The organism is Streptomyces sp. SYP-A7185 (genome assembly GCF_046103685.1).
Lineage (GTDB): Bacteria > Actinomycetota > Actinomycetes > Streptomycetales > Streptomycetaceae > Streptomyces.
Window position 1 is genome coordinate 4,999,437 of record NZ_CP122310.1, and the last position, 24,811, is coordinate 5,024,247.

Sequence of the window (24,811 nt, forward strand, 5' to 3'; positions counted from 1 at the left end):
CGCCCGCATGCATGCGATCACGATCCCCGAAGCCGGCGGACCCGAAGCGCTCGTGTGGGCCGAGGTCCCCGATCCCGTACCCGGCGAGGGCGAGGTGCTGGTCGACGTCGTGGCCAGCGCCGTGAACCGCGCCGACCTGCTCCAGCGCCAGGGCTTCTACAACCCGCCACCCGGCTCGTCCCCCTACCCCGGGCTCGAATGCGCGGGCCGCGTCACCGACATCGGCCCGGGAGTCTCCGGCTGGAAGATCGGCGACGAGGTGTGCGCGCTGCTCGCCGGGGGCGGGTATGCCGAGCAGGTCGTCGTGCCCGCCGGCCAGCTGCTGCCGGTGCCCGACGGCGTCGACCTCGTCACGGCGGCCGCGCTGCCCGAGGTCACGTCGACGGTCTGGTCCAACGTCTTCATGATCGCCCACCTCCGTCCCGGCGAGACGTTCCTCGTGCACGGCGGCTCCAGCGGCATCGGCACCATGGCGATCCAGCTGGCCAAGGCGGTCGGCGCCCGGGTGGCGGTCACGGCCGGCACCAAGGAGAAGCTCGACTTCTGCGGTGAGCTCGGCGCGGACATCCTCATCAACTACCGCGAGCAGGACTTCGTCGAGGAGATCAAGAACGCCACGGACGGCGCCGGCGCGGACGTCATCCTCGACAACATGGGCGCCAAGTACCTCGACCGGAACGTGCAGACCCTCGCCACCAACGGCCGTCTCGCGATCATCGGCATGCAGGGCGGCGTCAAGGGTGAGCTGAACATCGCCACGCTCCTCAACAAGCGCGCCGCCGTCACCGCGACCTCCCTGCGCGGGCGGCCCGCCGAGGAGAAGGCGTCGATCGTCGCGGCGGTGCGCGAGCACGTGTGGCCGCTGATCACCACGGGGCACGTACGGCCGATCGTCGACCAGACGGTGCCGATGAGCGACGCGGCGACCGCCCATCGCGTACTGGAGGAGAGCTCGCACATCGGCAAGGTGCTGCTCGTCCGCTGAGCACCGCCCCCGAGCGCTGTCATCGAGCACTGCCCCAAGCCGGCGCCCCGAGCCGGTGCCCCGAGCAGGTGCGCCTGGGCGTTCCCGCGCGGCCGGGTCGGCGAGACGGTCGAGATGCCGGACAAGCGACACCATGTGACGCTTGATCCAAGCTTCTGAGATCTCTCCGACCCGGTAGCGGGAGGGAGTCGGCGCGGTGACTCCATGGCTTCGGCCCTTGTTGACCCTGACGGTGCTGATGGCCGTCGCACCCTTCTCCTTCGCGTGCTCCCTCGCGTACGCGGCCGAGCCCTCCCCCGTCGAGACCCGGGCCGGCAGCGCGCCCGGCGAGGGCCGGGCGAGGCCGGGACGTGCGGACCCCGCGCCGTCGGTCGCGCCGTCCGTGCCGCCCCTCAGGCAGCCGGAGCGGGACCCCGCACCGGTCGTGGCGCCGACCGAGGAACCCCCCGACCAGACCACCACCGCGTACGACGCCACCCGCCGGACGGCCGCCCGGCCCGCGCTCCCCGGCCTCAGCGTCCTGCCGCTCGGCAGCGGGCTGGTCCTCGTCGGTCTCGGCGTCGCGTTCTTCGCCGTACGGCTTCGGCGGGTCTGAGGCGGGCGGATCCGACACGTCCGGACCCTTCGTACACGGTGGATCAGCGGCAAATGGGGGCACCACCGATGTGTGACGTACGGGTGCGAGAGAATGGCGGCATGGAGATGCCGAGGAACGAAAGGTCGCCCGAGAGCCCCCAGGTCCTGGTCGTGGGCCAGGACGGAATGGCACTCGGCGGCGGCGGAGAAGACGAATCCCGCGAGGTCCCGGTGACGGACATGGTCGAACAGCCGGCGAAGGTCATGCGCATCGGCAGCATGATCAAGCAGTTGCTCGAGGAAGTGCGGGCGGCACCTCTCGACGAGGCGAGCCGGGTGCGGCTCAAGGAGATCCACGCCAGTTCGGTCAAGGAGCTCGAGGACGGCCTCGCCCCCGAGCTCGTCGAGGAACTGGAGCGCCTCTCCCTCCCCTTCACCGACGAGGGAGTGCCCAGCGACGCCGAACTGCGCATCGCGCAGGCCCAGCTGGTGGGCTGGCTCGAAGGACTGTTCCACGGGATCCAGACGGCCCTCTTCGCGCAGCAGATGGCGGCGCGGGCGCAGCTGGAGTCGATGCGGCGGGCGTTGCCGCCCGGTGTGGGCGGCGGCGAGGAGGAAGAGGACGGCGGGATCGCGGGACGGACCGGAGGCCCCTACCTCTAAAGACGTCCGGACAGAAGTGTCCGTATAGAGGCGTCCGGACACAGGAACAACAGGAATGACGTGAAGGGCCCGGTCACTCGGTGACCGGGCCCTTCACGTCGAATGCCGACGGCTGCTCTCGCTTCCGGAGCGAGCGATCAGGCGGGGTTGCCCGTGGAGATGGTGAACTCGATGTTCACGTCGTCCGGGTCGACGTCGGAGCCTTCCTTGGGGGACTGCTGCATGACGGTGTCCTCGCCATAGGTGTTCTCGTCGATCGTGCGCTTGTCGTACTGCCAGCCCGCCGCCTGAAGGCACTTCTGGACGGAGCGCCAGTCCCGGAAGGTGAAGTCCGGGACCTTGATCTTGTTCTCGTCGTTGTACGCCGTGTCGGGCTCGGTGCACTCTTCGGTCTCGATCACCTTGGTGCGGTCCGGACCGCGGTGACCCGCCACCGGCGCGGCCGACTCCTTGCCCTTGGAACCCTTGCCGCCCTCGTCGTCGCCGTTCATGGACACCGCCGCGATCACACCGCCGACGGCGAGCAGCGCCACGACGATCGAGCCGATGACCACCGGCATGTTCCGCTTGCCGCCGCCCGAGCCGGCGCCCGAGCCGCCGCCCTGCGGCGACGTCTGCGTGTGCTGCGGGGAGATCGAGTACGGCGGCGGGGTCTGAGCGGCCTGCGGGGCGTACGCGTTCATGGGCGCCCCGGTCTGGTAGCCGCCCTGCTGCGGGTAGCCGTAGCCCGGAGTCGCGGGGGCCGGGGTCGGCGGGCCGTACGGACCGGTTTGGTACGGCGTCTGGACGCCGCCCTGCTGCGGGAGCGAGGAGTCGACCGGCGGGAACACCGCGGCACCGACGCCCGCGCCGCTGGCGGTCTGGGCGCCCGGCACGATGCTCGGCGTGGCCGCCTGGAGGGACTGGGCGACGCGCAGGCACTCGTCGCGCATCGCCTCGGCGGTCGGGAAACGCTCGTTCGGGTTCTTCTTCAGCGCGCGGGCGACGATCGCGTCGACCGCGGGCGGCAGCGAGCGATTGATCGAGGACGGAGCGACCGGCTCCTCCTGGACGTGCGCGTACGCGATGGCCAGCGGCGAGTCCGCCTCGAAGGGCAGCCGTCCGGTCGTCAGCTGGAACAGCATGATGCCGACGGAGTACAGGTCGGACCGGGCGTCCACGCCGCGGCCGAGCGCCTGCTCCGGGGAGAGGTACTGGGGGGTGCCGACGACCATGCCGGTCTGCGTCATGGAGGTGACGCCGGACTGCATGGCGCGGGCGATGCCGAAGTCCATGACCTTGACGACGTTGCGCTTCGTCATCATCACGTTGCCGGGCTTGATGTCGCGGTGGACCAGGCCCATCTCGTGGCTGATCTCCAGGGCGGCGAGCACATCGGCGGTGATCTTCAGCGCCTGGTCGGTGGGCATCGCGCCGAACTGGGCGACGGACGCGTCGAGCACGGAGCCGAGCGGCTTGCCCTCCACGTACTCCATGACGATGTACGGCATCGTCGCGCCGTCGAGGTCGTCCTCGCCGGTGTCGAAGACCGAGACGATGTTCGTGTGCGTGAGCTTGGCCACCGACTGGGCCTCGCGGCGGAAGCGCTCGCGGAAGGACTGCTCGCGGCCGAGCTCGGTGTGCAGCGTCTTGATCGCGACGTGACGGTCGAGCACGGAGTCGTACGCCAGGTGGACGGAGGCCATGCCGCCCTCACCGAGAAGATCGCGCAGCTGGTACCGGCCACCGGCCAGCGAGCGCCCCGCATACCGTCCCTGTGCGCCGTCCTGGCTGCTCATGTCGTGCGTCCCCCATCGGCGCGGTGTGCCGGCCGGCTCCGCGATCGGTGATCGATTCCCGCTATTCCTGGCCAAGTCTGCCCGAGGGCACCGACACGTCAAGCTCGATGCCCGTTCCGTGACCGTACGCGCAAGAAGCGTCTCGGAAGCGTTACAAGTTTGCGCGCGAGGGCACTCGGCGGGTTTGATGTCCGGTCCACCTCGAACCGCCGTACCGCGCGAAGGCTGTAGCGTGGCCCGGCGGGGTTCCCCCGGTACCACCGAGCACCACGACCAGAAACGACGGCGAGGACTGATGGCACAGACGCAGCGCGCTCAGGGCCCGTCCGACCCCGAGGCGAGTGGCGGCGGTATGTCAGACGCGCCGGAGTTGTGGGGTAACGGCGGCCTTGTCGGAGACGGCCGTTATCGGCTGACCCACAGACTCGGCCGGGGCGGCATGGCAGAGGTCTTCGCGGCCGAGGACGTCCGTCTGGGACGTACGGTCGCCGTCAAGCTGCTCCGTTCCGACCTCGCCGAGGACCCGGTCTCCAAGGCCCGCTTCACGCGTGAGGCCCAGTCGGTCGCGGGCCTCAACCACCACGCGGTGGTCGCGGTCTACGACTCCGGTGAGGACGTCGTCGGGCCGAGTGTCGTCCCCTACATCGTCATGGAGATCGTCGAGGGCCGGACGATCCGCGATCTCCTGCTCAACGCGGAGGCGCCGGGCCCCGAGCAGGCCCTGATCATCGTCTCCGGGGTGCTCGAGGCGCTCGCGTACTCGCACCAGCACGGCATCGTGCACCGCGACATCAAGCCCGCGAACGTGATCATCACCCACGCCGGCGCGGTCAAGGTCATGGACTTCGGCATCGCCCGTGCGCTGCACGGCGCCCAGTCGACGATGACGCAGACCGGCATGGTCATGGGCACGCCCCAGTACCTCTCCCCGGAGCAGGCGCTCGGCAAGGCCGTCGACCACCGTTCCGATCTGTACGCGACGGGCTGTCTGCTCTACGAACTGCTCGCCCTGCGGCCCCCGTTCACCGGCGAGACGCCGCTCTCCGTCGTGTACCAGCACGTCCAGGACATCCCCGTCCCGCCGTCCGAGACCTCGGACGCGGCGCCGCCGGAGCTGGACGGCCTGGTGATGCGTTCGCTCGCCAAGGACCCGGACGACCGGTTCCAGACGGCCGAGGAGATGCGCGGCCTGGTCCAGTACGGCCTTCAGATGCTGCACGAGCAGGGCAGCCACACCGGCACCTGGAACACCGGTCCCGTCGACCTGGCGGGCATGCACGAGGGCGGCAGCACCCCGGCGATGGGCGTCGCGGGCACCAGCGCGATGCAGCACCCGGGCGACTCCGGCACCGCGCAGATCCCGGGCGCCATGCTGCGTCCGCCGGGCGGCGACGACGGCGGCTTCGAGGGCGGCCACCGGGACGGCAACGGCAGTGGCCGGGGCAAGGTGTGGATCCTCGCGGTGCTCGCGGTCATCGCGATCGCCGTGGGGGTCGCGTTCGCGCTGACGGCGGACGGCGGCAAGACGAAGGACAAGGACACCCCGACGAAGGCGCCGACGAAGCAGTCGGAGACGAAGAAGCCGAGCAAGACGCCCGAAGAGGACGCCTCCGAGGACGAGACGCTGCCCGGCGACGGCTCGGGCGGTCAGGGCAGCTACACGCCGGAGCAGCCGAACACCACCGGCCCGACGGCGCCCACGACGCCGACCGAGAGCCGTCCGACGGATGACCCGACGGAGCCGACGGACGATCCGACGGAGCCGACGGACGACCCGACGACGCCGTCCGGGGACCCGAGCCCGCCGGCCAGCGAGGACCCGCCGACGACGGACGGCGGCACGGAGGGCGAGGCCAACGGCGGAGCCGATGGCTGAACCGAGGCGTACGGCCCCGTAGCGCAGACCCCATAGCGCGACGCACGCGTAACGCGACGCACGCGCGCGTGGAGCCCCGAAAGGGCACCACGCGCGCGTGCGTCGTTTTCAGTCGCTCGGCGGACCAGCGGACCAGCGGACCAGCGGACCAGCGGCTCAGCGGTTCAGCGGCTCAGCGACTCAGCGTCTCAGAAGGTCGTGCGCTCGAGCTGTCGCTGCCGGCCGCCCTGGAGGGTGTGCACCGTGGCCAGCTGCGGCTCGATGCGCAGGTAGACGGGGTCGTAGAGCTCGCCGTCCACGTAGTGCGGGCCGGGGCCGAAGAGTTCGAGCTCGTCGGTGGTCGGCTCGACGGCCTCGCAGAGGCCGACGAACTGCACGGTCCACTGCCCCGTGCGCGCGGTCTCCGCGCTGAGGTTGTCCGCCCCGTAGGCGACGACGCTGCCGACGCAGGCCTCGTGGTAGCCGTAGCCCTTGTGCATCCGCAGCAGGATCCGCCCGTCCACGACGACGTGACGGGCCGCGGCGAGGAAGGGCAGCGCGCGCATGCTCGTCGCCACACGGCCGTAGTCGGTGCGGCCGAGCAGTTCGAAGGCGAGCCGTTCGTCGTGGGCCTGATCTTCGGAGGGCATGCGTCCACCCTCTGGCACCGGCGGGGGGCCGGGGAAGGGGATCCCGCCCCTGGCGGACGGGACGTAAGTCCCGATTCCGGTCACCGACCGTCACTGAGCGTGTCAGTGCTGTTGTTCCGCCTGCATACGGGCCACGTACGCGGCCGCCTGGGAGCGGCGTTCCATGCCGAGCTTGGAGAGCAGGCTGGAGACGTAGTTCTTGATCGTCTTCTCGGCGAGGTGCAGCCGTTCGCCGATCACCCGGTTGGTCAGACCCTCGCCGATCAGGTCCAGGATCTTGCGCTCCTGGTCCGTGAGGTTCGCCAGGCGGTCGTCGCCCTTGGGAGTGTTCCCGTCGCGCAGCCGCTCCAGGACGCGGGCCGTGGCGACCGGGTCGAGCAGGGACTTGCCGGCCGCCACGTCACGCACGGCGGAGAGGAGTTCATTGCCGCGAATGGCCTTCAGGACATAACCGGACGCGCCCGCCATGATCGCGTCGAAGAGAGCCTCGTCGTCCGCGAACGAAGTGAGCATCAGGCATTTGATGTCCTCGTTCCGGGAACGGATCTCGCGGCACACCTCGACGCCGCTGCCGTCCGGGAGGCGCACGTCGAGAACGGCCACGTCCGGACGGGTCGCGGGGATCCTGACCAGGGCGTCTGCCGCCGTTCCCGCTTCTCCGACGACCTCGATGTCGGACTCCACGGAGAGCAGCTCATGGACTCCACGCCGGACCACTTCATGGTCGTCGAGGAGAAATACCGTAATTTTTCCGTCTTCGCGCACGGAGCCAGTCTCACACACGATCTCTTCGGGTGCCTGGGCTGAACTCTTCCCGTGCGCGGGGTGGCCGGGATAACGTGCCGGTGTTCCGGCCCCCTGCCAGGCTGTGATCAGTGCTGTGACCAGGAACTGTTCCCGACTTTCTGGATTTACTCGGTAATCCAAGCAGTCAGATACTTGGAAATCCAAGCAAATTCGCAGGTCAGATGGGGTTTCACAGAATTGGGAAGCACTGGGTAACGTGCATTGTGCAGGGCGCTCGCCGGGGCACCTGTCACGCCTGTTCCCGGCCGAGTCGCACCCACCCCGTGCGCGGGCACGGATCAGGCGAGCCGCGCCCCCAAGCTCTTAAAGAGCAGGGGGGACCCCCAGCTTCCCGGTAATCCCGGGGGCCGGACCGACGGAGGAGCACACGTGACCGTGGAGAGCACCGCCGCGCGCACACCGCGCCGCAGCAGTACCAGCGGCGGCAAGCGCGCGAGCGCCAAGAAGGCCGCGCCGAAGAAAAGCACGGAACCCCAGCTTGTCCAGCTGCTGACGCCCGAGGGCAAGCGGGTCAAGCACGCAGAGAACGCTGTGTACGACGCATACGTCGCGGACATCACCGCCGACGAGCTGCGCGCCCTGTACCGCGACATGGTCCTCACCCGCCGCTTCGACGCCGAGGCCACCTCCCTGCAACGCCAGGGCGAGCTGGGCCTGTGGGCGTCGCTCCTGGGCCAGGAAGCCGCCCAGATCGGCTCCGGCCGCGCCACCCGCGACGACGACTACGTCTTCCCGACCTACCGCGAGCACGGCGTCGCCTGGTGCCGCGGGGTCGACCCCACGAACCTGCTCGGCATGTTCCGCGGCGTGAACAACGGCGGCTGGGACCCGAACACCAACAACTTCCACCTGTACACGATCGTCATCGGCTCGCAGACGCTGCACGCCACCGGTTACGCGATGGGCGTGGCCAAGGACGGCGCGGACTCGGCCGTGGTCGCGTACTTCGGGGACGGGGCCTCCAGCCAGGGCGACGTGGCCGAGGCGTTCACCTTCTCCGCGGTCTACAACGCTCCCGTCGTGTTCTTCTGCCAGAACAACCAGTGGGCCATCTCCGAGCCCACCGAGAAGCAGACCCGCGTGCCGCTCTACCAGCGCGCGCAGGGCTTCGGCTTCCCGGGCGTGCGGGTCGACGGCAACGACGTCCTCGCCGTGCTCGCCGTCACCAAGTGGGCCCTGGAGCGGGCGCGTACGGGCGAGGGACCGGCGCTCATCGAGGCGTTCACCTACCGCATGGGCGCGCACACCACCTCCGACGACCCGACCAAGTACCGCAGCGACGACGAGCGCGAGGCCTGGGAGGCGAAGGACCCGATCCTGCGCCTGCGGACCTATCTCGAGTCCGAAGGTCACGCGGATGAGGGATTTTTCGCGGAACTCGAGGCCGAGAGCGAAGCGTTGGGCAAGCGAGTGCGAGAGGTGGTGCGGGCGATGCCGGATCCGGACCTGATGGCGATCTTCGAGAACGCGTATGCGGACGGGCATGCGCTGGTCGACGAGGAGCGCGCGCAGTTCGCCGCCTACCAGGCGTCCTTCGCCGAAGAGGGCGGTAAGTGACCATGGGCGTACAGAAACTTCCCCTTGCCAAAGCGATCAACGAATCGCTGCGTACGGCGCTCGACACCGACCCCAAGGTCCTCATCATGGGCGAGGACGTCGGCAAGCTCGGCGGCGTCTTCCGGGTGACGGACGGGCTCCAGAAGGACTTCGGCGAGGACCGTGTCATCGACACCCCGCTCGCCGAGTCGGGCATCGTCGGCACGGCCATCGGCCTGGCCCTGCGGGGCTACCGCCCGGTGGTGGAGATCCAGTTCGACGGCTTCGTCTTCCCGGCGTACGACCAGATCGTCACCCAGCTCGCGAAGATGCACGCCCGCGCGCTCGGCAAGATCAAGATGCCGGTCGTCATCCGCATTCCGTACGGCGGCGGCATCGGTGCCGTCGAGCACCACAGCGAGTCGCCCGAGGCGCTGTTCGCGCACGTGGCGGGCCTCAAGGTCGTCTCGCCGTCGAACTCGTCGGACGCCTACTGGATGATGCAGCAGGCCATCCAGAGCGACGACCCGGTGATCTTCTTCGAGCCGAAGCGGCGTTACTGGGACAAGAGCGAGGTCGACACGGAGGCCATCCCGGCGCCCCTGCACAAGGCCCGGGTCGCCCGCGAGGGCACGGACCTCACGCTCGTCGCGTACGGCCCGATGGTGAAGGTCTGTCTGGAGGCCGCCGCGGCCGCCGCGGAAGAGGGCAAGTCCCTTGAGGTGGTGGACCTGCGCTCGATGTCGCCGATGGACTTCGACGCGGTGCAGGGCTCGGTGGAGAAGACGCGGCGGCTCGTCGTGGTCCACGAGGCCCCGGTGTTCCTGGGCGCGGGCGCGGAGATCGCGGCGCGCATCACCGAGCGCTGCTTCTACCACCTGGAGGCTCCCGTGCTGCGGGTCGGCGGCTTCCACGCGCCGTATCCGCCGGCGCGGCTTGAAGAGGAGTACCTGCCGGGCCTCGACCGGGTGCTCGACACTGTCGACCGCTCGCTGGCGTACTGAGGGAGAGGGTCGTGACGACTGTGACAGAGGCGACAGACGCTGCGCTGGCCGAGTTCAAGATGCCCGACGTGGGCGAGGGGCTCACCGAGGCGGAGATCCTCAAGTGGTTCGTGGCGCCCGGCGACACGGTCACCGACGGGCAGGTGGTGTGCGAGGTCGAGACGGCCAAGGCCGCCGTCGAGCTGCCCATTCCGTTCAACGGCGTGGTGCATGAGCTGCGCTTCCCCGAGGGCACCACGGTCGACGTCGGCCAGGTGATCATCGCGGTGGACGTCTCGGGCGGAGCCGCGCCCGCCGCGCCGCCCGCGGAGAGCGCCGCCCCGGTCCAGGAGGCCGCGCCCCGGGCAGCCGCTCCCGAGGAGAAGGCCGCCCCGGAGGGCCGCCAGCCGGTCCTGGTGGGGTACGGGGTCGCCGAGTCCTCGACGAAGCGCCGCGCGCGCAAGTCGGCGCAGGACCAGGCCGACGCCGCCGGGACGTACTACGCCGCCGCGGTCCAGGCCGAGTTGAACGGCTCGGGCACGGCCGCCGCCGCGCCCGCCGTCCCGGCACCCGCCGCGCCCGTGGGCAGCCGTCCGCTGGCCAAGCCGCCGGTGCGCAAGCTCGCCAAGGACCTGGGCGTGGACCTCGCGGCCATCGTCCCCTCCGGGGCCGACGGCATCATCACGCGCGAGGACGTGCACGCGGCGGTGGCTCCGGCCGCAGCCCCCGCCACCGCTCCCGCGTCCGCTCCGGCCCCGGCGTCCGCCCCGGAGCAACCCGAGGCCCCGGCTGCCGCCGAAGCCGCCCCGGTGGCCGGTGCCGGCGCCCGCGAGACCCGCATCCCCGTCAAGGGCGTCCGCAAGGCGATCGCCCAGGCGATGGTCGGCTCCGCCTTCACGGCGCCGCACGTCACGGAGTTCGTGACGGTCGACGTGACGCGGACGATGAAGCTGGTCGAGGAGCTGAAGCAGGACAAGGCCTTCGCGGGCCTGCGGGTCAACCCCCTGCTGCTCATCTCCAAGGCGCTGCTCGTGGCGATCCGGCGGAACCCCGAGGTGAACGCCGCGTGGGACGAGGCGAACCAGGAGATCGTCCAGAAGCACTACGTGAACCTGGGCATCGCCGCCGCCACCCCGCGCGGCCTGATCGTCCCGAACATCAAGGACGCGCAGGCCAAGACCCTGCCCGAACTGGCCGAGTCGCTCGGTGAGTTGGTCTCCACGGCCCGCGAGGGCAAGACGTCCCCCGGCGCCATGCAGGGCGGCACGGTCACCATCACGAACGTCGGCGTCTTCGGCGTCGACACCGGCACGCCGATCCTGAACCCCGGCGAGTCCGCGATCCTCGCCGTCGGCTCGATCAAGCTCCAGCCCTGGGTCCACAAGGGCAAGGTCAAGCCGCGTCAGGTGACGACGCTCGCGCTCTCCTTCGACCACCGCCTGGTCGACGGCGAGCTCGGCTCCAAGGTGCTCGCCGACGTGGCGGCGATCCTGGAGCAGCCCAAGCGACTCCTCACCTGGGCCTAGCAGCGAACGGCAGTACGCCGACGGGGCCCCGCCACACACCGTGGCGGGGCCCCGTCGGCGTAACGCGAAGGGTCACTCGCCCAGCTCGTAGCGCTCGTCGTGCTCGTAGCGCTCGTACCGGGGAGGGTTACTTCTTGAAGCCGTAGTCCATCAGCTTCTTCGCGTCCTTCGTGCGGTTGGTCGACGAGGTCGAGGTGAGGACCGTGCCGATGACCGTCTTGCCGTTGCGCGTCGCGGCGAAGACCAGGCAGTACTTGGCCTGCGGGCCGGAGCCGGTCTTGACGCCGATGGTGCCGCTGTAGCTGCCGAGCAGGTTGTTCGTGTTCGACCACGACATGTAGCGGTAGCCGCCGCTCTTCGTGGTGACCTTCTGCTTCGTCGACTTGGTCTTCACGACCGTACGGAACGTGGAGCTCTTCATCGCGCTGCTGGCGAGCTTCGTCAGGTCGCGGGGCGTCGAGTAGTTGCCGGCGCCGCCGATGCCGTCGAACGAGTCGAAGTGCGTGTTCGTCAGGCCGAGGCTCCGGGCCTGGGAGTTCATCTTGCCGATGAACGACTTCACGCGGGCCGAGCGGGTGGTGCCCTTGCCGAACTTGTCCGCGAGGGCGTACGCCGCGTCGCAGCCGGACGGCAGCATCAGGCCGTACAGGAGCTGGCGGACGGTGACCTTGTCGCCGACGATCAGGCGGGCGGACGAGGCGGTGTTCCGGACGATGTAGTCGCTGTAGGCCTTTTCGATCTTGACCTTGGAGTTGAGGTTGAGGTTCGGCTGCGAGAGCACCACCTTCGCCGTCATGATCTTGGTGGTGGAGCCCGTGGAACGCCGGGTGTCCGCGGACTTCGTGAAGAGCGTCTTGCCCGTGCCGTTGTTCATCACGAAACCGCCCTTGGCGGCGATCGTCGGCTTGGGCAGCGCGGCCGCATGGGCCGGGGTCGTGAGGGCTCCGCCCGCGAAGACCGCACTCGCGGTCACGATGACGGCCGATGCGCGGCGAATGCCCTTAATGGGGGTTTTCAAGTTGAATGCTCCAAATGCCCCTGGAATGCGGCCACATGAGGGTGCCGCTTGATAGTGAGACACACGGGAGAGGCAAATGGATGCGTGTGAAGGCAATCTTTTAGGGGTGATGTCCGGATCGTGGAATGGACGTCCTCATGGGTACGTGTTGTATCTATGCTGTGCGCATGCCTGTCGCACCCGCCTCGCCCCCCACCCGCGCCCTGAAGCAGCCACCCGCGGCCGAGCGCGTCTACGCGCACGTCAAGCAGGGGGTGCTCGACCGCCGGTACGAGGGCGGCACGCTGCTCACCGAAGGCGAGCTCGCCGAGGCGGTCGGGGTCTCCCGCACCCCGGTGCGCGAGGCGCTCCTGAAGCTGGAGGTGGAGGGCCTTCTCCGGCTCTACCCGAAGAAGGGCGCGCTGGTCCTGCCGGTGTCCGTGCAGGAGATCGCCGACGTCGTCGAGACGCGGCTCCTGGTGGAGACGCACTCGGTCCGCAAGGCGGTCCCCGCGCCGCCGGGTCTGATCGACCGCCTGGCGGAGCTGCTGCGGCAGCAGCGCGAGCAGGCCGCCGCCGGGGACTTCGCCGCCGCGGCCGTGACCGACCGGTGCTTCCACGCCGAGATCGTGCGGAGCGGCGGGAACGACATCCTCGCCCGCCTCTACGACCAGCTGCGCGACCGGCAGTTGCGGATGGGGGTCGCGGTGATGCACTCCCATCCCGACCGGATCGCCAAGACGCTCGCGGAGCACGAGGAGATCCTCGACGCGTTGCGCGCCGGGGACGCCGAGGGCGCCGTGACGGTGGTCGCCCGGCACGTCGGGTGGTTCCAGAACCTCGCGCGGGGCGATGTCCGATGAGTTCCCTCTCCGCGCCCGTCTCCCTGCCCGGTGATCCCCCCGGCGGCAAGAAGGCCATGCTCGTCTGGGGCATCGGTGTCGCCGTCTACTTCGTCGCCGTCATCTTCCGGACCTCCCTCGGCGTCGCCGGTCTCGACGCCGCCGACCGCTTCCACGTCAACGCGTCCGCGCTCTCGACGTTCTCGATCCTCCAGCTGCTGGTCTACGCGGGCATGCAGATACCCGTCGGCCTGATGGTCGACCGGCTCGGCACCAAGCGCGTCCTGACCATCGGCGTCGTGCTCTTCACGCTCGGCCAGCTCGGCTTCGCGTTCTCCCCCTCGTACGGAATGGCGCTCGCGTCCCGCGCGCTGCTCGGCTGCGGTGACGCGCTGACCTTCATCAGCGTGCTGCGCCTGGGCACCCGCTGGTTCCCGGCCCGGCGCGGCCCGCTGGTCGCCCAGCTCGCCGGTCTGGTCGGCATGGCGGGCAACCTCGTCTCCACCCTCGTCCTCGCCCGGCTGCTGCACTCCGTCGGCTGGACCGCGGCCTTCGCGGGCAGCGCGCTCTGCGGTGTCGTCGTCCTCGTCCTGATGACGCTGTTCCTCAAGGACCACCCCGAAGGCCACGAGCCGGCGCCGGTCGGCCACACCGGCGGGGCGTTCGTGCGCAAGCAGATCGCCCTGAGCTGGCGCGAGCCCGGCACGCGGCTCGGCCTGTGGGTGCACTTCACCACGCAGTTCCCCGCGATGGTGTTCCTGCTCCTGTGGGGCCTGCCGTTCCTCGTCGAGGCGCAGGGACTCACGCGGGCGACGGCCGGGACGCTGCTCACGCTCGTCGTGCTGTCCAACATGCTGGTGGGTCTGGTCTACGGCCAGATCGTCGCCCGGCACCACGCGGCCCGCACACCGCTGGCCATCGGCACCGTCGCTATGACGGCCGTCATGTGGGCGACCACGATCCACTACCCCGGCGACCACGCCCCGATGGGGCTGCTCGTCGCGCTGTGCGTCGTGCTGGGCGCCTGCGGACCCGCGTCCATGATCGGCTTCGACTTCGCGCGGCCCGCGAATCCGCCGGAGCGGCAGGGCACCGCGTCCGGCATCGTGAACATGGGCGGGTTCGTCGCCTCCATGACGACGCTGCTGGCCATCGGCGTGCTCCTGGACGCGACCGGCGACAACTACCGGATCGCCTTCTCCGCCGTCTTCGTGCTCGAAGCGGTGGGCCTCAGCCAGATACTGCGGCTGCGGACACGTGCGGTGCGCAGGGAGAAGGAGCGGCTTGTCGCCAGTCGCGTGGAGGCCGTGCACGTACCCGTGTGACCGACCCGTGCACGGACCGGTGTGACCCGTGCACGTACCGCCCCTGTGACCTCAGGGGCCGCGGGGCGGGTCGCGGGAGTTACGGCGTGACCGCGAACTCCCGCAGGATCGCCTCGCCGAGGCCGTGATCGCCCTCGATCTTGATCCGGTCGGCCACCGAGGCGTGCGTGACCCGGCCGCAGGCGAGGCGGAAGTACGTCTCCCAGTCCAGGCTCAGCGTGACGAGCGGGCCGAGCGAGGGAGCGCTGTCGACCGCCGCGCGGCCGTCGGCGTCGACGCGGACCGTGCGCAGGAACTCGACGGGGCCGCTCACGTCGAAGACGACCGCGGAGTTCGCCGGCGCCGCGGCCTTCTTGGCGACCACCTTGGGCAGTCCCTGGAGCAGGAGGTCGCGCGCCACGAGGGCGCCCTGGGAGTCGAGGTCCCCCGGCTTCCGCAGCGTCGAGCGCAGGTCCTGCTCGTGCACCCAGACGTCGAACGCCCGGGTCCGCATGGCCAGTTCCAGCGTCTGCTCGGTGCCGAGCGGGCCGCGGATCTTGTGGGAGGGGTCGCGCGATTCGTTGCGCAGCTGCCGCGAGCGGCGGATGATCGTGTACTCCAGCTCGGAGGTCATCTCGGGCGCCGTGTGGTGGCGCCGGACGTCGACCTGGACCTCCATGTACCGCTGGGCCTCGGTCTGCACGTGGTACAGATCGCGGGGCAGGGTGTGGATGGGACGCGGGTCGCCCAGCATCTCGCAGTCCATGCCTATGACGTGGGAGACGACATCACGCACCGACCAGCCGGGGCAGGGCGTGGCCCAGTTCCACTCTCCCTCGGCGAGCGGTGAGACCAGCTCGGATATGGCTGATACGGATTGGGTCCAGGCGTCGGCGTAGGTTTGCAGGCTGGGATGGAGACTCACGGGACCCCTCGACGGTCGTACGCGGGCGGTGGGTGTCTGAGACGCGTAATGGGGGTCCGGGGGTGCCCCCCGGAAAGTCACAGTACGCTGCCCACAGGCACCCCGGCAGTGCTTTCGTGTGACGATCGTAGGCCTGCATTGACGGCTCGAATGCCAGGACGGTGGTAGTGTGCGCGCCTCCCTCATCCAGATCGCCGTAGACGAGGGCGAATCGGTCAATTCCCGCCGCTCGCGGGTCTCTTCGCTGGTCCGTGAGGTCGCCGGGCGCGAGCGGCCGGATCTCGTCGTTCTTCCCGAACTGTGGACCACGGGCGCTTTCGCCTACGAGTCCTTCGGGACCGAGGCGGAGCCGCTGCGGGGGCCCACGTACGAGGCGATGGCCAAGGCCGCGAGCGACGCGGGCGTCTGGCTGCACGCGGGGTCGGTCCCGGAGCGGGACGACGCGGGGGACCTCTACAACACCTCGCTCGTCCTCACGCCCGAGGGTGAACTCGCCGCCTCTTACCGGAAGATCCACCGGTTCGGCTTCGACAAGGGCGAGGCCGTCCTGATGGGGGCCGGCGGCGAACTGGTCACCGTGCGCACGCCGGCCGCGGCGATCGGACTCGCCACCTGTTACGACCTGCGCTTCCCCGAGCTCTTCCGGGGGCTCGTCGACGCGGGCGCCGAGATGTTCGTCGTCCCCGCGGGCTGGCCCGCGCGGCGGCGCGAGCACTGGACGCTCTTCGCGCGGGCGCGGGCCGTGGAGGACCAGGTGTTCGTCCTCGCGTGCGGTACGGGCGGCACGCACGCCGGGGTCCCCCAGGCCGGGCACAGCATCGTGGTGGACCCGTGGGGCGAGGTGCTCGCCGAGGCGGGCGACGGCGAGGAGGTCCTCACCGTCGATCTCGACCCGGCGAAGGTCGCGGCCACCCGGGAGCAGTTCCCCGCGCTGAAGGACCGGCTCCTGGGGATGGACGCGCCCCGGCGCTGAGGTTTTCGGCCCCCTAGTCGTCGTCCCCGCGCTCCTTTTCCGCCAGGCGGATCACGCAGACCGCCACGGCCAGGAGGAGGGACGCGTCGGCGTCGTCGCGGGCGATCTGGAGGCCGTACGTGTCGCGGACCCGGAACCAGCGGCGGGAGATGTCGGCCAGGAGTTCGCCGTCGTACTCGATGGCGAACTCGCGGTCCAGGATCTTGCCGCTCACGTCGAGCTCGGTGCCGTCGACCAGGTCCACGCGGTAGTGGTTGCGCAGGAGCGAGAGGCGCTTGCGCTTGACCGTGGCGAGCTCCTGGCCGTCCCGCTCGATCACCATCGTGTCGCGCAGCGCCAGCATCTTGGCGCGGATGTCGATCAGGACGCGGCCCTGCATGTCCTTGAGCTCGAAGGTCTCGCGCAGGCGCATCGCCTTGCCGTCGACGAGGAAGACCTTCTGCCCCTGGTCGTCCTCGATCCAGTAGTCGTCACCGATGCCGAGCAGCCGGTCGCGTACGAGAAGTTTCATGGGCCCATGACTACCCCGCCGCGCGCACGACACAGCCGGCCCGCGCCACTCGGGGGAAAGTGTGCACGCGGACCGGCTGTGGATCAGGGGAGGACGCGGGGTCGCTACGACAGGGCGTCCGCGAGGTCGCGCTGCCAGTGGGTGACGCGCGAATCCGCGTCGAGCAGCAGGCCCGCGGCGCCGGGGGAGGCCACGGTGACCTGCCCTCCCGCGCCCCTGCCGTCCTTGGTGGCGAGCGTGACGGTGAAGGTCTTGGAGCGGTGGGTCTGGACGGCGTCCATGCCCGCGAGGTTGATCGCGGCGTAGGCCGACCGGCCCGGTTCGAGGTGGATGGCCGACCGGGGGCGGGTGCCGTCGGCCACGGGGAGGTTCTCGCCGGTGGTCTTGTCGCCGACGACGGGGGCGCCGAAGACCGGGCAGGCCTTGCCCCCGTTGTTGGTGATCTTGAGCAGGACGGCGGGGGCGGAGCCGCCGGTGTCCTGGAGCCGGACCTTCGCGGGGCCGAGCGTGCAGCCGTCTCCCGCGGCGCGGGGGACGACGGTCTCGCCGCTGCCGCCGCTCTCGCCTCCCTCGGAGTGCGTCTCGCGGGCGGTGTCCGTGCCGTCGGTGCCCCCGCCCGGCCCCGTGCCGACGCCGGGCGCCTTGTCACCTTCCTTCACACCACCCCCACCGCCCCCGCCGCCGTCGCACGCGGCGAGCGTGAAGGAGAGCGCGGCGAGGACCACGACGGCGACGGCGGTGTTCTTGCGAAGGCGCCGGGCGTGCCGGGCGGAGCGGGTGGCGCGAGCGGTGGTGCGCATGGCGGTGACTCCCCCGTCGGTGGCGGTCGTTCGGGCTTGCTCCAGTGAGCCTGCCGCCCGGCACTGGCGTTCCGCTAACACCTGGCTAATGGACCGTCCGCGCAGTTCACGCCCCTCGCACCACTCACGCGCGGCAGGGAAAGGCAGGCAGCGCTCACCCGGAGGAGTCAGGAACGGACCGCCGCAGCTCCTCCGCACGCGGCCGGCGGATGGCACCGGGGGCGGGCCCGGGTTCCTCCAGGTCGCGGGCGAAGAGCCGTACGAGGCCGGGCAGGACGTAGCGCCCCGACCCCTCCTCCTGGATCAGATGGGCCGCGGCGAGGCGGTCGAGTCCCGTACGCGCGACGGTCACGTCCGTGCCCGCGAGGGCGGCCGCCCCGTACGCGTCCACGTCCGGGCCGGAGGCGCGGGCGAGCGAGGCGAGCAACCGGGTGTCGCTGCCCGGCAGCTGGGCCACCGAGGTGCGCAGGGCGGCCGCGACGCCGGTGTCCTCGGCGGAGAGCAGGGCGAGCCGCTGCTCCTCGTCGGCGAGTTCGGCGGCTAGCCCGGCCACGGACCGCTGCGGGCGCCCGATGAGCCGGGCGGCGGCGGTGCGCAGGGCGAGCGGGAGGCCGTCGCAGAGGCGCGCGATCTGCCGTACCTCCGCGGAGTCGGCGTCCAGGCCCGCGCCCTGCCCCAGGGCGCGGAGGAACAGCTCGGCGCCCTCGCGCTCGGCGAGCGCCGCGACCGGTACCGGGCGCGCGCAGTCCGACGCGACCAGGCCGTCGAGGCGGTTGCGGCTGGTGATGAGGGTGGTGCAGTGCGCCGCGCCGGGCAGCAGGGGGCGGACCTGGGCGGAGTCGTGGGCGTTGTCCAGGACGACGAGGACGCGCCGCTCGGCGAGGAGCGAGCGGTAGAGGGCGGCGGCCGGTTCGATGCCGGCCGGTACCTCCTGCTGCCGCACGCCCAGGGCGAGGAGGAACTCCCGCAGGATGCGCTCGGGATGGGCGGGGGTGCCGCCGCTGAAGCCGCGCAGGTCAGCGAAGAGCTGGCCGTCCGGGTGGGGGCCCGCGTGGTGGTGGGCCCACTGGAGGGCGAGGGCGCTCTTTCCGACGCCCGCGGGCCCGGTGAGCAGGACGATCGGTGCCTCGGTCTCCTCGACCAGCACGGCTTCGAGGGCGGCGAGCTGCTCCGTGCGCCCGGCGAAGGCGCGGGGCGCGCGCGGCAGGAGGCGGGGAATCACGGGACCCGGCGGCGGGCCTGCCACCGGCAGGGCAGGCGAGGCGGGAGCCGTGGTCCCGGCCGGAGCGATGCCTCGCCCGTCACCGCCGTCACGCCCGTCACTGTCGGCACCGCCGTCACGGCTCTGCCCGGCCGGGGAGGCCCCCACCCGCTGCGGCGGACGAACGCCGTCGGCGGCCACCCCCGGAGCGGCAGGCGCCCCGGACACCCCAGGCGCCCCCGGACCAGCGACCGCCCCAGAAGCAACGGCCACCCCAGGAACACCCCCAGAAGCACCAGACCCTCCAGGCACACCCCCAGGCACACCTCCAGGCACACCCCCAGCACCAGCCCCGTGAGCAACAGCACCCCCAAAAGCCCCAACCCCCGAAGCCCCACCCCCCGAAGCCCCAGCTCCACGCACCCCAGAAGCCCCAACCCCCGGCGCCCCAGGAGCCCCAGATACCCCAGGAGCCCCAGACCCACCACCCCCAGGCACCCCCTGAGCACCCCCCAGCCCCAAGTCGTACCGCCCCCGGCGGCGCGGCGGAGGTGTGCCCAGCATCGGGTGGGCCCCGGTGTCGGGCTCACCGGCGAGGATCTCCTCGTACGCCCGGCGCAGTTTCTTGCCGGGGTCCACTCCCAGCTCCTCGGCGAGCAGCTCCCGCGTCCGGTTGAAGTACTCCAGCGCCTCGGACTGCCGGCCGCACCGCTGGAGCGCCCGCATCAGGGCGGCCACCAGGCTCTCCCGCAGCGGATGCTGGACGGACTCGGCGGTCAGCAGGCCCACGGCCTGCCCGTGCGAGCCGAGCCGCCCGTACGCGTCGGCCAGCTGCTCCACGGTGAGGAGGCGGCTCTCCTCCAGGCTCCGCGCGGCGGCCAGCATCGGCTCTGTGGCGACGGTGCCGGTCAGCGCGGGGCCGTTCCACAGCGCGAGCGCCTCCCGCAGCATCAGGGCCGTGTCGGAGGCCTCGCGCTGCCGTCCGGCGAGCTTGACCAGGTCCTCGAAGCGGTTGACGTCGAGCAGGGTCTCCGGGAGCTGGAGGGCGTAGGCACCGCCCTGGGTGGCGAGCTCCACGCCGTACGCGTCGAGGCCCGCCTCGACCAGGAGCGCGCGCAGCCGGGAGATGTGGCCCTGGATCACGGTGCGGGCGTGCAGCGGCGGTTCGCCGTCCCACAGGGTCTCGGTCAGGGCGTCCACCGAGATCGGCGTGCCCGCCCGCAGCAGCAGCGCCGCGAGCAGACTGCGGCGCTTGGCGGGGCCGAGGGGGACGGAGCCACTGCCTCCGGCGACGGTCACCGGTCCGAGCAGCTGGAACTCCACCTGGCCTCAACTCCTCCGCGGCGCCGGTGCCGCACGCCTCGATCACGTTTCGAACAAGGCCCAAGAGTATCGCCGGGCCCGGCAGCCACGGAGGCGGCTGCCGGGCCCGGCGACGAGGAGTGGCCGAAACGTCTGCCCGTTCGGGCAGGCGTCAGTACCGGTGGTGATGGTCGCTTTCCGTCTCGACCACGGTCGCGCCCGGGGGCACGACCGTCTTGCGGCGCGCGTTGGTGAACGCGGCGACACCGATCACGCCCACGGCCATCATGATCAGACCGGTGACGGTGAGGTTGATGCCTTCCATCTCCCAGTCGGTGGCGAACGCGAGAATGGCACCCGCGGCGATGAGAATGATGCATCCGCCCAAGCCCATGTGGACCGCCTCCCTTAGTAAGTCGTGGCAGGGCCTCCGAGTACCCGGACCCGCCAACACCACACGGGGAAGCGGAAATCAGCCTTCCAGGAAGGCCACGAGGGCGTTGGCCAGGAGGTGCGGGTCGTCCGCCCCGCACAGCTCGCGCACGCTGTGCATGGAGAGGATCGCGACGCCGATGTCGACGGTCTTGATGCCGTGCCGGGCGGCGGTGATCGGGCCGATCGTCGTGCCGCAGGGCATCGCGTTGTTCGAGACGAACGTCTGGAACGGCACGCCGGCCTTGTCGCACGCGGCGGCGAACACGGCGCGTCCCGCGCCGTCCGTGGCGTACCGGTTGTTGACGTTGACCTTGAGGATCGGGCCGCCGTTGGCGCGCGGGTGGTGCGTCGGGTCGTGCCGCTCCGCGTAGTTGGGGTGCACGGCGTGGCCCGTGTCGGAGGAGAGGCAGACCGTGCCGGCGAAGGCGCGGGCCCGGTCCTCGTACGTGCCGCCGCGCGCGAAGACGGAGCGTTCGAGCACCGAGCCGAGGAGCGGGCCGTCCGCGCCGGTGTCGGACTGGGAGCCGTTCTCCTCGTGGTCGAAGGCGGCGAGCACGGGGATGTACGGCAGTGAGTCGGCGCCCTCGGCCGTGGCGACGGCGGCGAGCGCCGCCGTACAGGCGTGCACGGACAGGAGGTTGTCCATGCGCGGGCCCGCGATGAGGTCGCGGTCGCGGCCGAGGTAGGCGGGCGCCTCGACGGGGTGGGTCATCAGGTCCCAGCCGGTGACGTCGCCGGGGGCGAGGCCCGCCTCCTCCTCCAGGAAGCCGATGAGGTCGCCCTCGTGCACGTCGTCGCCGAGGCCCCAGATGGGCTGCATGTGCTTCTGCTTGTCGAGCTTGAGGCCGTCGGCGACGACTCCGCGGTCCATGTGGATGGCCAGCTGGGGGACGCGCAGCAGCGGCCGGTCGACGTTCACCAGGCGGGTGGAGCCGTCCCGCAGCGAGAGCCTGCCGGCGAGGCCGAGGTCGCGGTCGAGCCAGGAGTTGAGCAGGGGGCCGCCGTAGATCTCGACGGCGACCTGCCGCCAGCCGTGGGCGCCGGCGTCCGGCTTCGGCTTGACGCGGAGGTTCGGGGAGTCGGTGTGGGCGCCGACGATGCGGTACGGGGTGTGCGCGTTCGCGCCTTCGGGGACGAACCAGGCCACGATCGCGCCGCCCCGCAGCACGTACTTCCCGCCGGTCGACCCGTCCCAGGCGGCTGTCTCCTCGACCTGCCGGAAACCGGCCTTCTCCAGCCGCTCCGCCGCGCTCGCCACGGCGTGGTACGGGGAGGGGCTTGCCGCCAGGAAGGTCAGGAGGTCGTCGGAGTGGCCGCGGTCGAAGGCAAGAGGGTCGCGCGGAGCGCTCTGTGCGGGGGCGGCGGAGGGAGACGGGCGGGCAGGTGTGCTCATGGTTTCCAGCCTAGCCAGCGGACCCCAGGGGGCGCGGGGGGCCTTTTCTGGGAGGTTCTGTACGTGAACTGCCCGTAACCGGAGAGCTTGTACCGCGCTTCACGGCGGATCTTTCCCGCGCACCCACCCGGTCGCCCCGTGTCTTACGGCAGTGGCCCGCCCCCGTCATACGGCAGTGGCCCGCCCCCGAAGCGGGAGCGGGCCACCTTCGACGTGACGCGGTGAGGCTAGAAAGCCGCCTCGTCCAGCTCCATGAGGTCCAGCTCCACGCCCTCGGCGAGCTTGCGCTCGGTGGCGACGGACGGCAGGACGTTCGCGGCGAAGAACTTGGCCGCGGCGATCTTGCCCTCGTAGAAGGCCTTGTCCTTGGCCGAGACCGTGCCCGACTCCAGCTTCTCGGCGGCCACGGCGGCGCCCCGCAGCAGGAGGTAGCCGACGACGACGTCGCCGGAGACCATCAGGAGGCGGGTCGTGTTGAGGCCGACCTTGTAGATGGACTTCACGTCCTGCTCCGTGGCCGCGAGGTCCGTCAGCATGACGCCGACGATGGCCTCCAGCTCGACCGCGGCCTTGGCCAGCTCCTCGCGGGCCCCGGAGAGCACCTCGCCGCCCGAGCCGACCGCGAGGAACTTCTTGATCTCCTCGGCAAGGCCGTTCAGCGCGGCGCCCTGGTTGCGGACGATCTTCCGGAAGAAGTAGTCCTGGCCCTGGATCGCGGTCGTGCCCTCGTAGAGGGTGTCGATCTTGGCGTCCCGGATGTACTGCTCGATGGGGTACTCCTGGAGGTACCCCGAGCCGCCGAACGTCTGGAGCGACTGCGCCAGCTGCTCGTACGACTTCTCCGAGCCGTAGCCCTTGACGATCGGCAGGAGGAGGTCGTTCAGGGCGATCAGCGCCGACGCGTCCTCGCCCGCCGCCTCCTTGATCTGGATGTCGTCCTGGACGGCCGCGGTGTGCAGGACCAGGGCGCGCATGCCCTCGGCGTACGCCTTCTGCGTCATCAGCGAGCGGCGCACGTCCGGGTGGTGCGTGATGGTGACCTTGGGCGCCGTCTTGTCCATGAACTGGGCGAGGTCCGGGCCCTGCACGCGCTCCTTGGCGTACTCCAGGGCGTTGAGGTAGCCCGTGGAGAGCGTCGCGATGGCCTTCGTGCCGACCATCATGCGGGCGAACTCGATGATCATGAACATCTGGCGGATGCCGTCGTGCTTGTCGCCGATCAGCCAGCCCTTGGCGGGGTGCTGGTCGCCGAAGGTCATCTCGCACGTGTTGGACGCCTTGAGGCCCATCTTGTGCTCGACGTTCGTGGCGTACACGCCGTTGCGCTCGCCCAGCTCGCCGGTCTCCCAGTCGAACTCGTACTTCGGGACGAGGAAGAGCGAGAGGCCCTTCGTGCCGGGGCCGTGGCCCTCGGGGCGGGCGAGGACGTAGTGGAGGATGTTCTCCGACATGTCGTGCTCACCGGACGTGATGAAGCGCTTCACGCCCTCGATGTGCCAGGAGCCGTCCTCCTGCTTGACGGCCTTGGTGCGGCCCGCGCCCACGTCCGAACCGGCGTCCGGCTCGGTCAGGACCATCGTCGAGCCCCACTGCTTCTCGACGGCGATGGCGGCGATCTTCTTCTGCGCGTCGTTGCCCTCGTCGTGCAGGATGCCCGCGAACGCCGGACCGGAGGAGTACATCCACACGGCCGGGTTGGCGCCGAGGAGCAGCTCCGCGTAACCCCAGATCAGGGAGCGGGGGGCGGTCGTGCCGCCGATGCCCTCGGGCAGGCCGAGGCGCCAGTACTCGGAGTCCATGAAGGCCTGGTAGCTCTTCTTGAAGGACGCCGGTACCGGAGCGGTGTTGGTGGCCGGGTCGAAGACCGGCGGGTTGCGGTCGGCGTCCTCGAAGGACTCGGCCAGCTCGTTCTCCGCGAGGCGGCGCAGCTCTTCGAGGATGCTCTTGGCGGTGTCGACGTCCATCTCCGCGAACGGGCCGGTGCCGTACAGCTTGTCGCGGCCGAGCACCTCGAAGAGGTTGAACTCGATGTCGCGGAGATTCGACTTGTAGTGCCCCATGGCGACGGCTCCGTAAGCAGAAAAGGGATCAACAGGATCAGTACCAGCAAGTAGCTACGATGATGCTACCCGCCAGTAATAAGAAGCAACCCCTATTAGGTCATCTGTGACTCACTACTCGTGCGGGGCTCAGTACTCTTGCGGACATGTACGGCTACGACCAGAGCCCAGGCGCCCAGCAGCAGTACGCCCCGCCCGGGGCCCAGCCGCCGCCGCAGCAGATGTCCGGCGGCGCGGGAGGGTACGCCCAGCAGCCCCCGCTCTACCCGGAGCCGTCGCCCCCGTCCCTGGCGGACGCGGTGCGCGCCTTCACCACGGGCTCGATGTCCGCGGAGGACTTCCAGCAGGCCTTCGCCACCTCGAAGGTCTACTGCCCGCGGGGCGACAACCCCGGCTTCCTCGCCCTGCACAACACCCAGCAACCGGTGATCCCGATGTTCACCTCCCTCAAGGAGCTGCGCCGGTACGCGGGCAAGGAGTCCAAGTACTTCGTGATCACGGGCGCGGAGGTCATCGACCTCCTCCCCACCGGTTACGGCTTCGTCCTCGACATGGAGGGCGAGCACCGCATGGTCTTCGACGCCAAGGCCGTCGAACAGATGGTCGACTTCGCGATGCGCCGGATGTACGGCTGAGCCCCGCGTCGCCCGCGCCCCCGCGGGGCGCCTTCCCGAGCCCGGAGGAATTTCCTCCGGGCTCTTGTCGTTCC

General features: G+C 70.7%; 22 protein-coding genes. 11 read left to right on the forward strand and 11 right to left on the reverse strand.

Features of this window, described 5'->3' with window-relative positions; translation table 11 throughout:
* The first annotated feature begins 7 nt into the window (after positions 1-7).
* The 3 genes from QBL25_RS21910 to QBL25_RS21920 all read left to right on the forward strand — a co-directional run bounded on the left by QBL25_RS21910 (position 8) and on the right by QBL25_RS21920 (position 2,224).
* On the forward strand, positions 8-985 hold the full coding sequence (locus tag QBL25_RS21910) for an NAD(P)H-quinone oxidoreductase (RefSeq protein ID WP_409058719.1): 978 nt from the start codon (positions 8-10) through the stop codon (positions 983-985).
* A gap of 196 nt (positions 986-1,181) precedes the next feature.
* Positions 1,182-1,580 (forward strand): hypothetical protein, encoded by a 399-nt coding sequence (locus tag QBL25_RS21915; protein ID WP_409058720.1) that lies wholly within the window; start codon positions 1,182-1,184, stop codon positions 1,578-1,580.
* A gap of 101 nt (positions 1,581-1,681) precedes the next feature.
* Positions 1,682-2,224: a bacterial proteasome activator family protein gene (locus QBL25_RS21920; RefSeq protein WP_409058721.1), complete on the forward strand. Its 543-nt coding sequence runs from the start codon at positions 1,682-1,684 to the stop codon at positions 2,222-2,224.
* 137 nt (positions 2,225-2,361) lie between these two features.
* Here QBL25_RS21920 and QBL25_RS21925 read toward each other — a convergent pair whose 3' ends face one another.
* A complete protein-coding gene (locus QBL25_RS21925) occupies positions 2,362-4,002 on the reverse strand; it encodes a protein kinase domain-containing protein (protein ID WP_409058722.1) in 1,641 nt (546 codons plus the stop codon).
* Positions 4,003-4,297: 295 nt separating this feature from the next.
* Between QBL25_RS21925 and QBL25_RS21930 the strand changes: the two genes are divergently transcribed.
* Entirely contained in the window at positions 4,298-5,878 is a 1,581-nt protein-coding gene (locus tag QBL25_RS21930; RefSeq protein WP_409058723.1) for a protein kinase domain-containing protein, read from the forward strand.
* A 188-nt stretch (positions 5,879-6,066) separates the two neighbouring features.
* Here QBL25_RS21930 and QBL25_RS21935 read toward each other — a convergent pair whose 3' ends face one another.
* Both QBL25_RS21935 and QBL25_RS21940 read right to left on the reverse strand, forming a co-directional pair.
* Complete coding sequence (locus QBL25_RS21935) at positions 6,067-6,507, reverse strand: pyridoxamine 5'-phosphate oxidase family protein (RefSeq protein ID WP_409058724.1); 441 nt, start codon at positions 6,505-6,507, stop codon at positions 6,067-6,069.
* 102 nt (positions 6,508-6,609) lie between these two features.
* The gene (locus QBL25_RS21940; RefSeq protein ID WP_371528153.1) at positions 6,610-7,272 is read right to left on the reverse strand and encodes a response regulator; all 663 of its coding nucleotides are present in this window, start codon (positions 7,270-7,272) and stop codon (positions 6,610-6,612) included.
* A gap of 411 nt (positions 7,273-7,683) precedes the next feature.
* On the opposite strand from QBL25_RS21940, the gene pdhA reads away from it, so the two are divergent.
* Genes pdhA through QBL25_RS21955 form a run of 3 tightly spaced genes read left to right on the forward strand, consistent with a single transcriptional unit; the run spans position 7,684 to position 11,359 of the window.
* On the forward strand, positions 7,684-8,871 hold the full coding sequence (pdhA, locus tag QBL25_RS21945; protein WP_409058725.1) for a pyruvate dehydrogenase (acetyl-transferring) E1 component subunit alpha: 1,188 nt from the start codon (positions 7,684-7,686) through the stop codon (positions 8,869-8,871).
* A 2-nt stretch (positions 8,872-8,873) separates the two neighbouring features.
* Complete coding sequence (locus QBL25_RS21950; protein ID WP_409062732.1) at positions 8,874-9,854, forward strand: alpha-ketoacid dehydrogenase subunit beta; 981 nt, start codon at positions 8,874-8,876, stop codon at positions 9,852-9,854.
* An 11-nt stretch (positions 9,855-9,865) separates the two neighbouring features.
* Positions 9,866-11,359: a dihydrolipoamide acetyltransferase family protein gene (locus QBL25_RS21955; RefSeq protein WP_409058726.1), complete on the forward strand. Its 1,494-nt coding sequence runs from the start codon at positions 9,866-9,868 to the stop codon at positions 11,357-11,359.
* A 127-nt stretch (positions 11,360-11,486) separates the two neighbouring features.
* Here QBL25_RS21955 and QBL25_RS21960 read toward each other — a convergent pair whose 3' ends face one another.
* Positions 11,487-12,377, reverse strand: coding sequence for a D-alanyl-D-alanine carboxypeptidase family protein (locus QBL25_RS21960; RefSeq protein WP_409058727.1), 891 nt, complete (start codon positions 12,375-12,377; stop codon positions 11,487-11,489).
* 167 nt (positions 12,378-12,544) lie between these two features.
* On the opposite strand from QBL25_RS21960, the gene QBL25_RS21965 reads away from it, so the two are divergent.
* Entirely contained in the window at positions 12,545-13,219 is a 675-nt protein-coding gene (locus QBL25_RS21965) for a GntR family transcriptional regulator (protein WP_409058728.1), read from the forward strand.
* On the forward strand, positions 13,216-14,523 hold the full coding sequence (locus QBL25_RS21970) for an MFS transporter (protein ID WP_409058729.1): 1,308 nt from the start codon (positions 13,216-13,218) through the stop codon (positions 14,521-14,523). The genes QBL25_RS21965 and QBL25_RS21970 overlap by 4 nt, the downstream gene beginning before the upstream one ends.
* A 79-nt stretch (positions 14,524-14,602) precedes the next feature.
* On the opposite strand, the gene QBL25_RS21975 is transcribed toward QBL25_RS21970, so the two are convergent.
* Positions 14,603-15,427, reverse strand: coding sequence for a maleylpyruvate isomerase family mycothiol-dependent enzyme (locus QBL25_RS21975; protein WP_409058730.1), 825 nt, complete (start codon positions 15,425-15,427; stop codon positions 14,603-14,605).
* A gap of 169 nt (positions 15,428-15,596) precedes the next feature.
* Between QBL25_RS21975 and QBL25_RS21980 the strand changes: the two genes are divergently transcribed.
* Positions 15,597-16,400: a carbon-nitrogen family hydrolase gene (locus tag QBL25_RS21980; protein ID WP_409058731.1), complete on the forward strand. Its 804-nt coding sequence runs from the start codon at positions 15,597-15,599 to the stop codon at positions 16,398-16,400.
* A gap of 13 nt (positions 16,401-16,413) precedes the next feature.
* Here QBL25_RS21980 and QBL25_RS21985 read toward each other — a convergent pair whose 3' ends face one another.
* From QBL25_RS21985 to QBL25_RS22010, 6 genes are all read right to left on the reverse strand, one after another.
* Positions 16,414-16,911 (reverse strand): LURP-one-related/scramblase family protein, encoded by a 498-nt coding sequence (locus QBL25_RS21985; protein ID WP_409058732.1) that lies wholly within the window; start codon positions 16,909-16,911, stop codon positions 16,414-16,416.
* Between the two features lie 104 nt (positions 16,912-17,015).
* Positions 17,016-17,711 (reverse strand): DUF4232 domain-containing protein, encoded by a 696-nt coding sequence (locus QBL25_RS21990; RefSeq protein WP_409058733.1) that lies wholly within the window; start codon positions 17,709-17,711, stop codon positions 17,016-17,018.
* A gap of 154 nt (positions 17,712-17,865) precedes the next feature.
* Positions 17,866-20,235: a BTAD domain-containing putative transcriptional regulator gene (locus QBL25_RS21995; RefSeq protein ID WP_409058734.1), complete on the reverse strand. Its 2,370-nt coding sequence runs from the start codon at positions 20,233-20,235 to the stop codon at positions 17,866-17,868.
* Between the two features lie 151 nt (positions 20,236-20,386).
* Positions 20,387-20,608, reverse strand: coding sequence for a DUF6458 family protein (locus QBL25_RS22000; RefSeq protein ID WP_409058735.1), 222 nt, complete (start codon positions 20,606-20,608; stop codon positions 20,387-20,389).
* A 78-nt stretch (positions 20,609-20,686) separates the two neighbouring features.
* Positions 20,687-22,042, reverse strand: coding sequence for a M18 family aminopeptidase (locus QBL25_RS22005; RefSeq protein ID WP_409058736.1), 1,356 nt, complete (start codon positions 22,040-22,042; stop codon positions 20,687-20,689).
* A gap of 227 nt (positions 22,043-22,269) precedes the next feature.
* Positions 22,270-24,102, reverse strand: a complete 1,833-nt coding sequence (locus tag QBL25_RS22010; RefSeq protein WP_409058737.1) for an acyl-CoA dehydrogenase — start codon at positions 24,100-24,102, stop codon at positions 22,270-22,272.
* A gap of 146 nt (positions 24,103-24,248) precedes the next feature.
* On the opposite strand from QBL25_RS22010, the gene QBL25_RS22015 reads away from it, so the two are divergent.
* Positions 24,249-24,737 (forward strand): SseB family protein, encoded by a 489-nt coding sequence (locus QBL25_RS22015; protein WP_409058738.1) that lies wholly within the window; start codon positions 24,249-24,251, stop codon positions 24,735-24,737.
* Positions 24,738-24,811 lie beyond the last annotated feature (74 nt).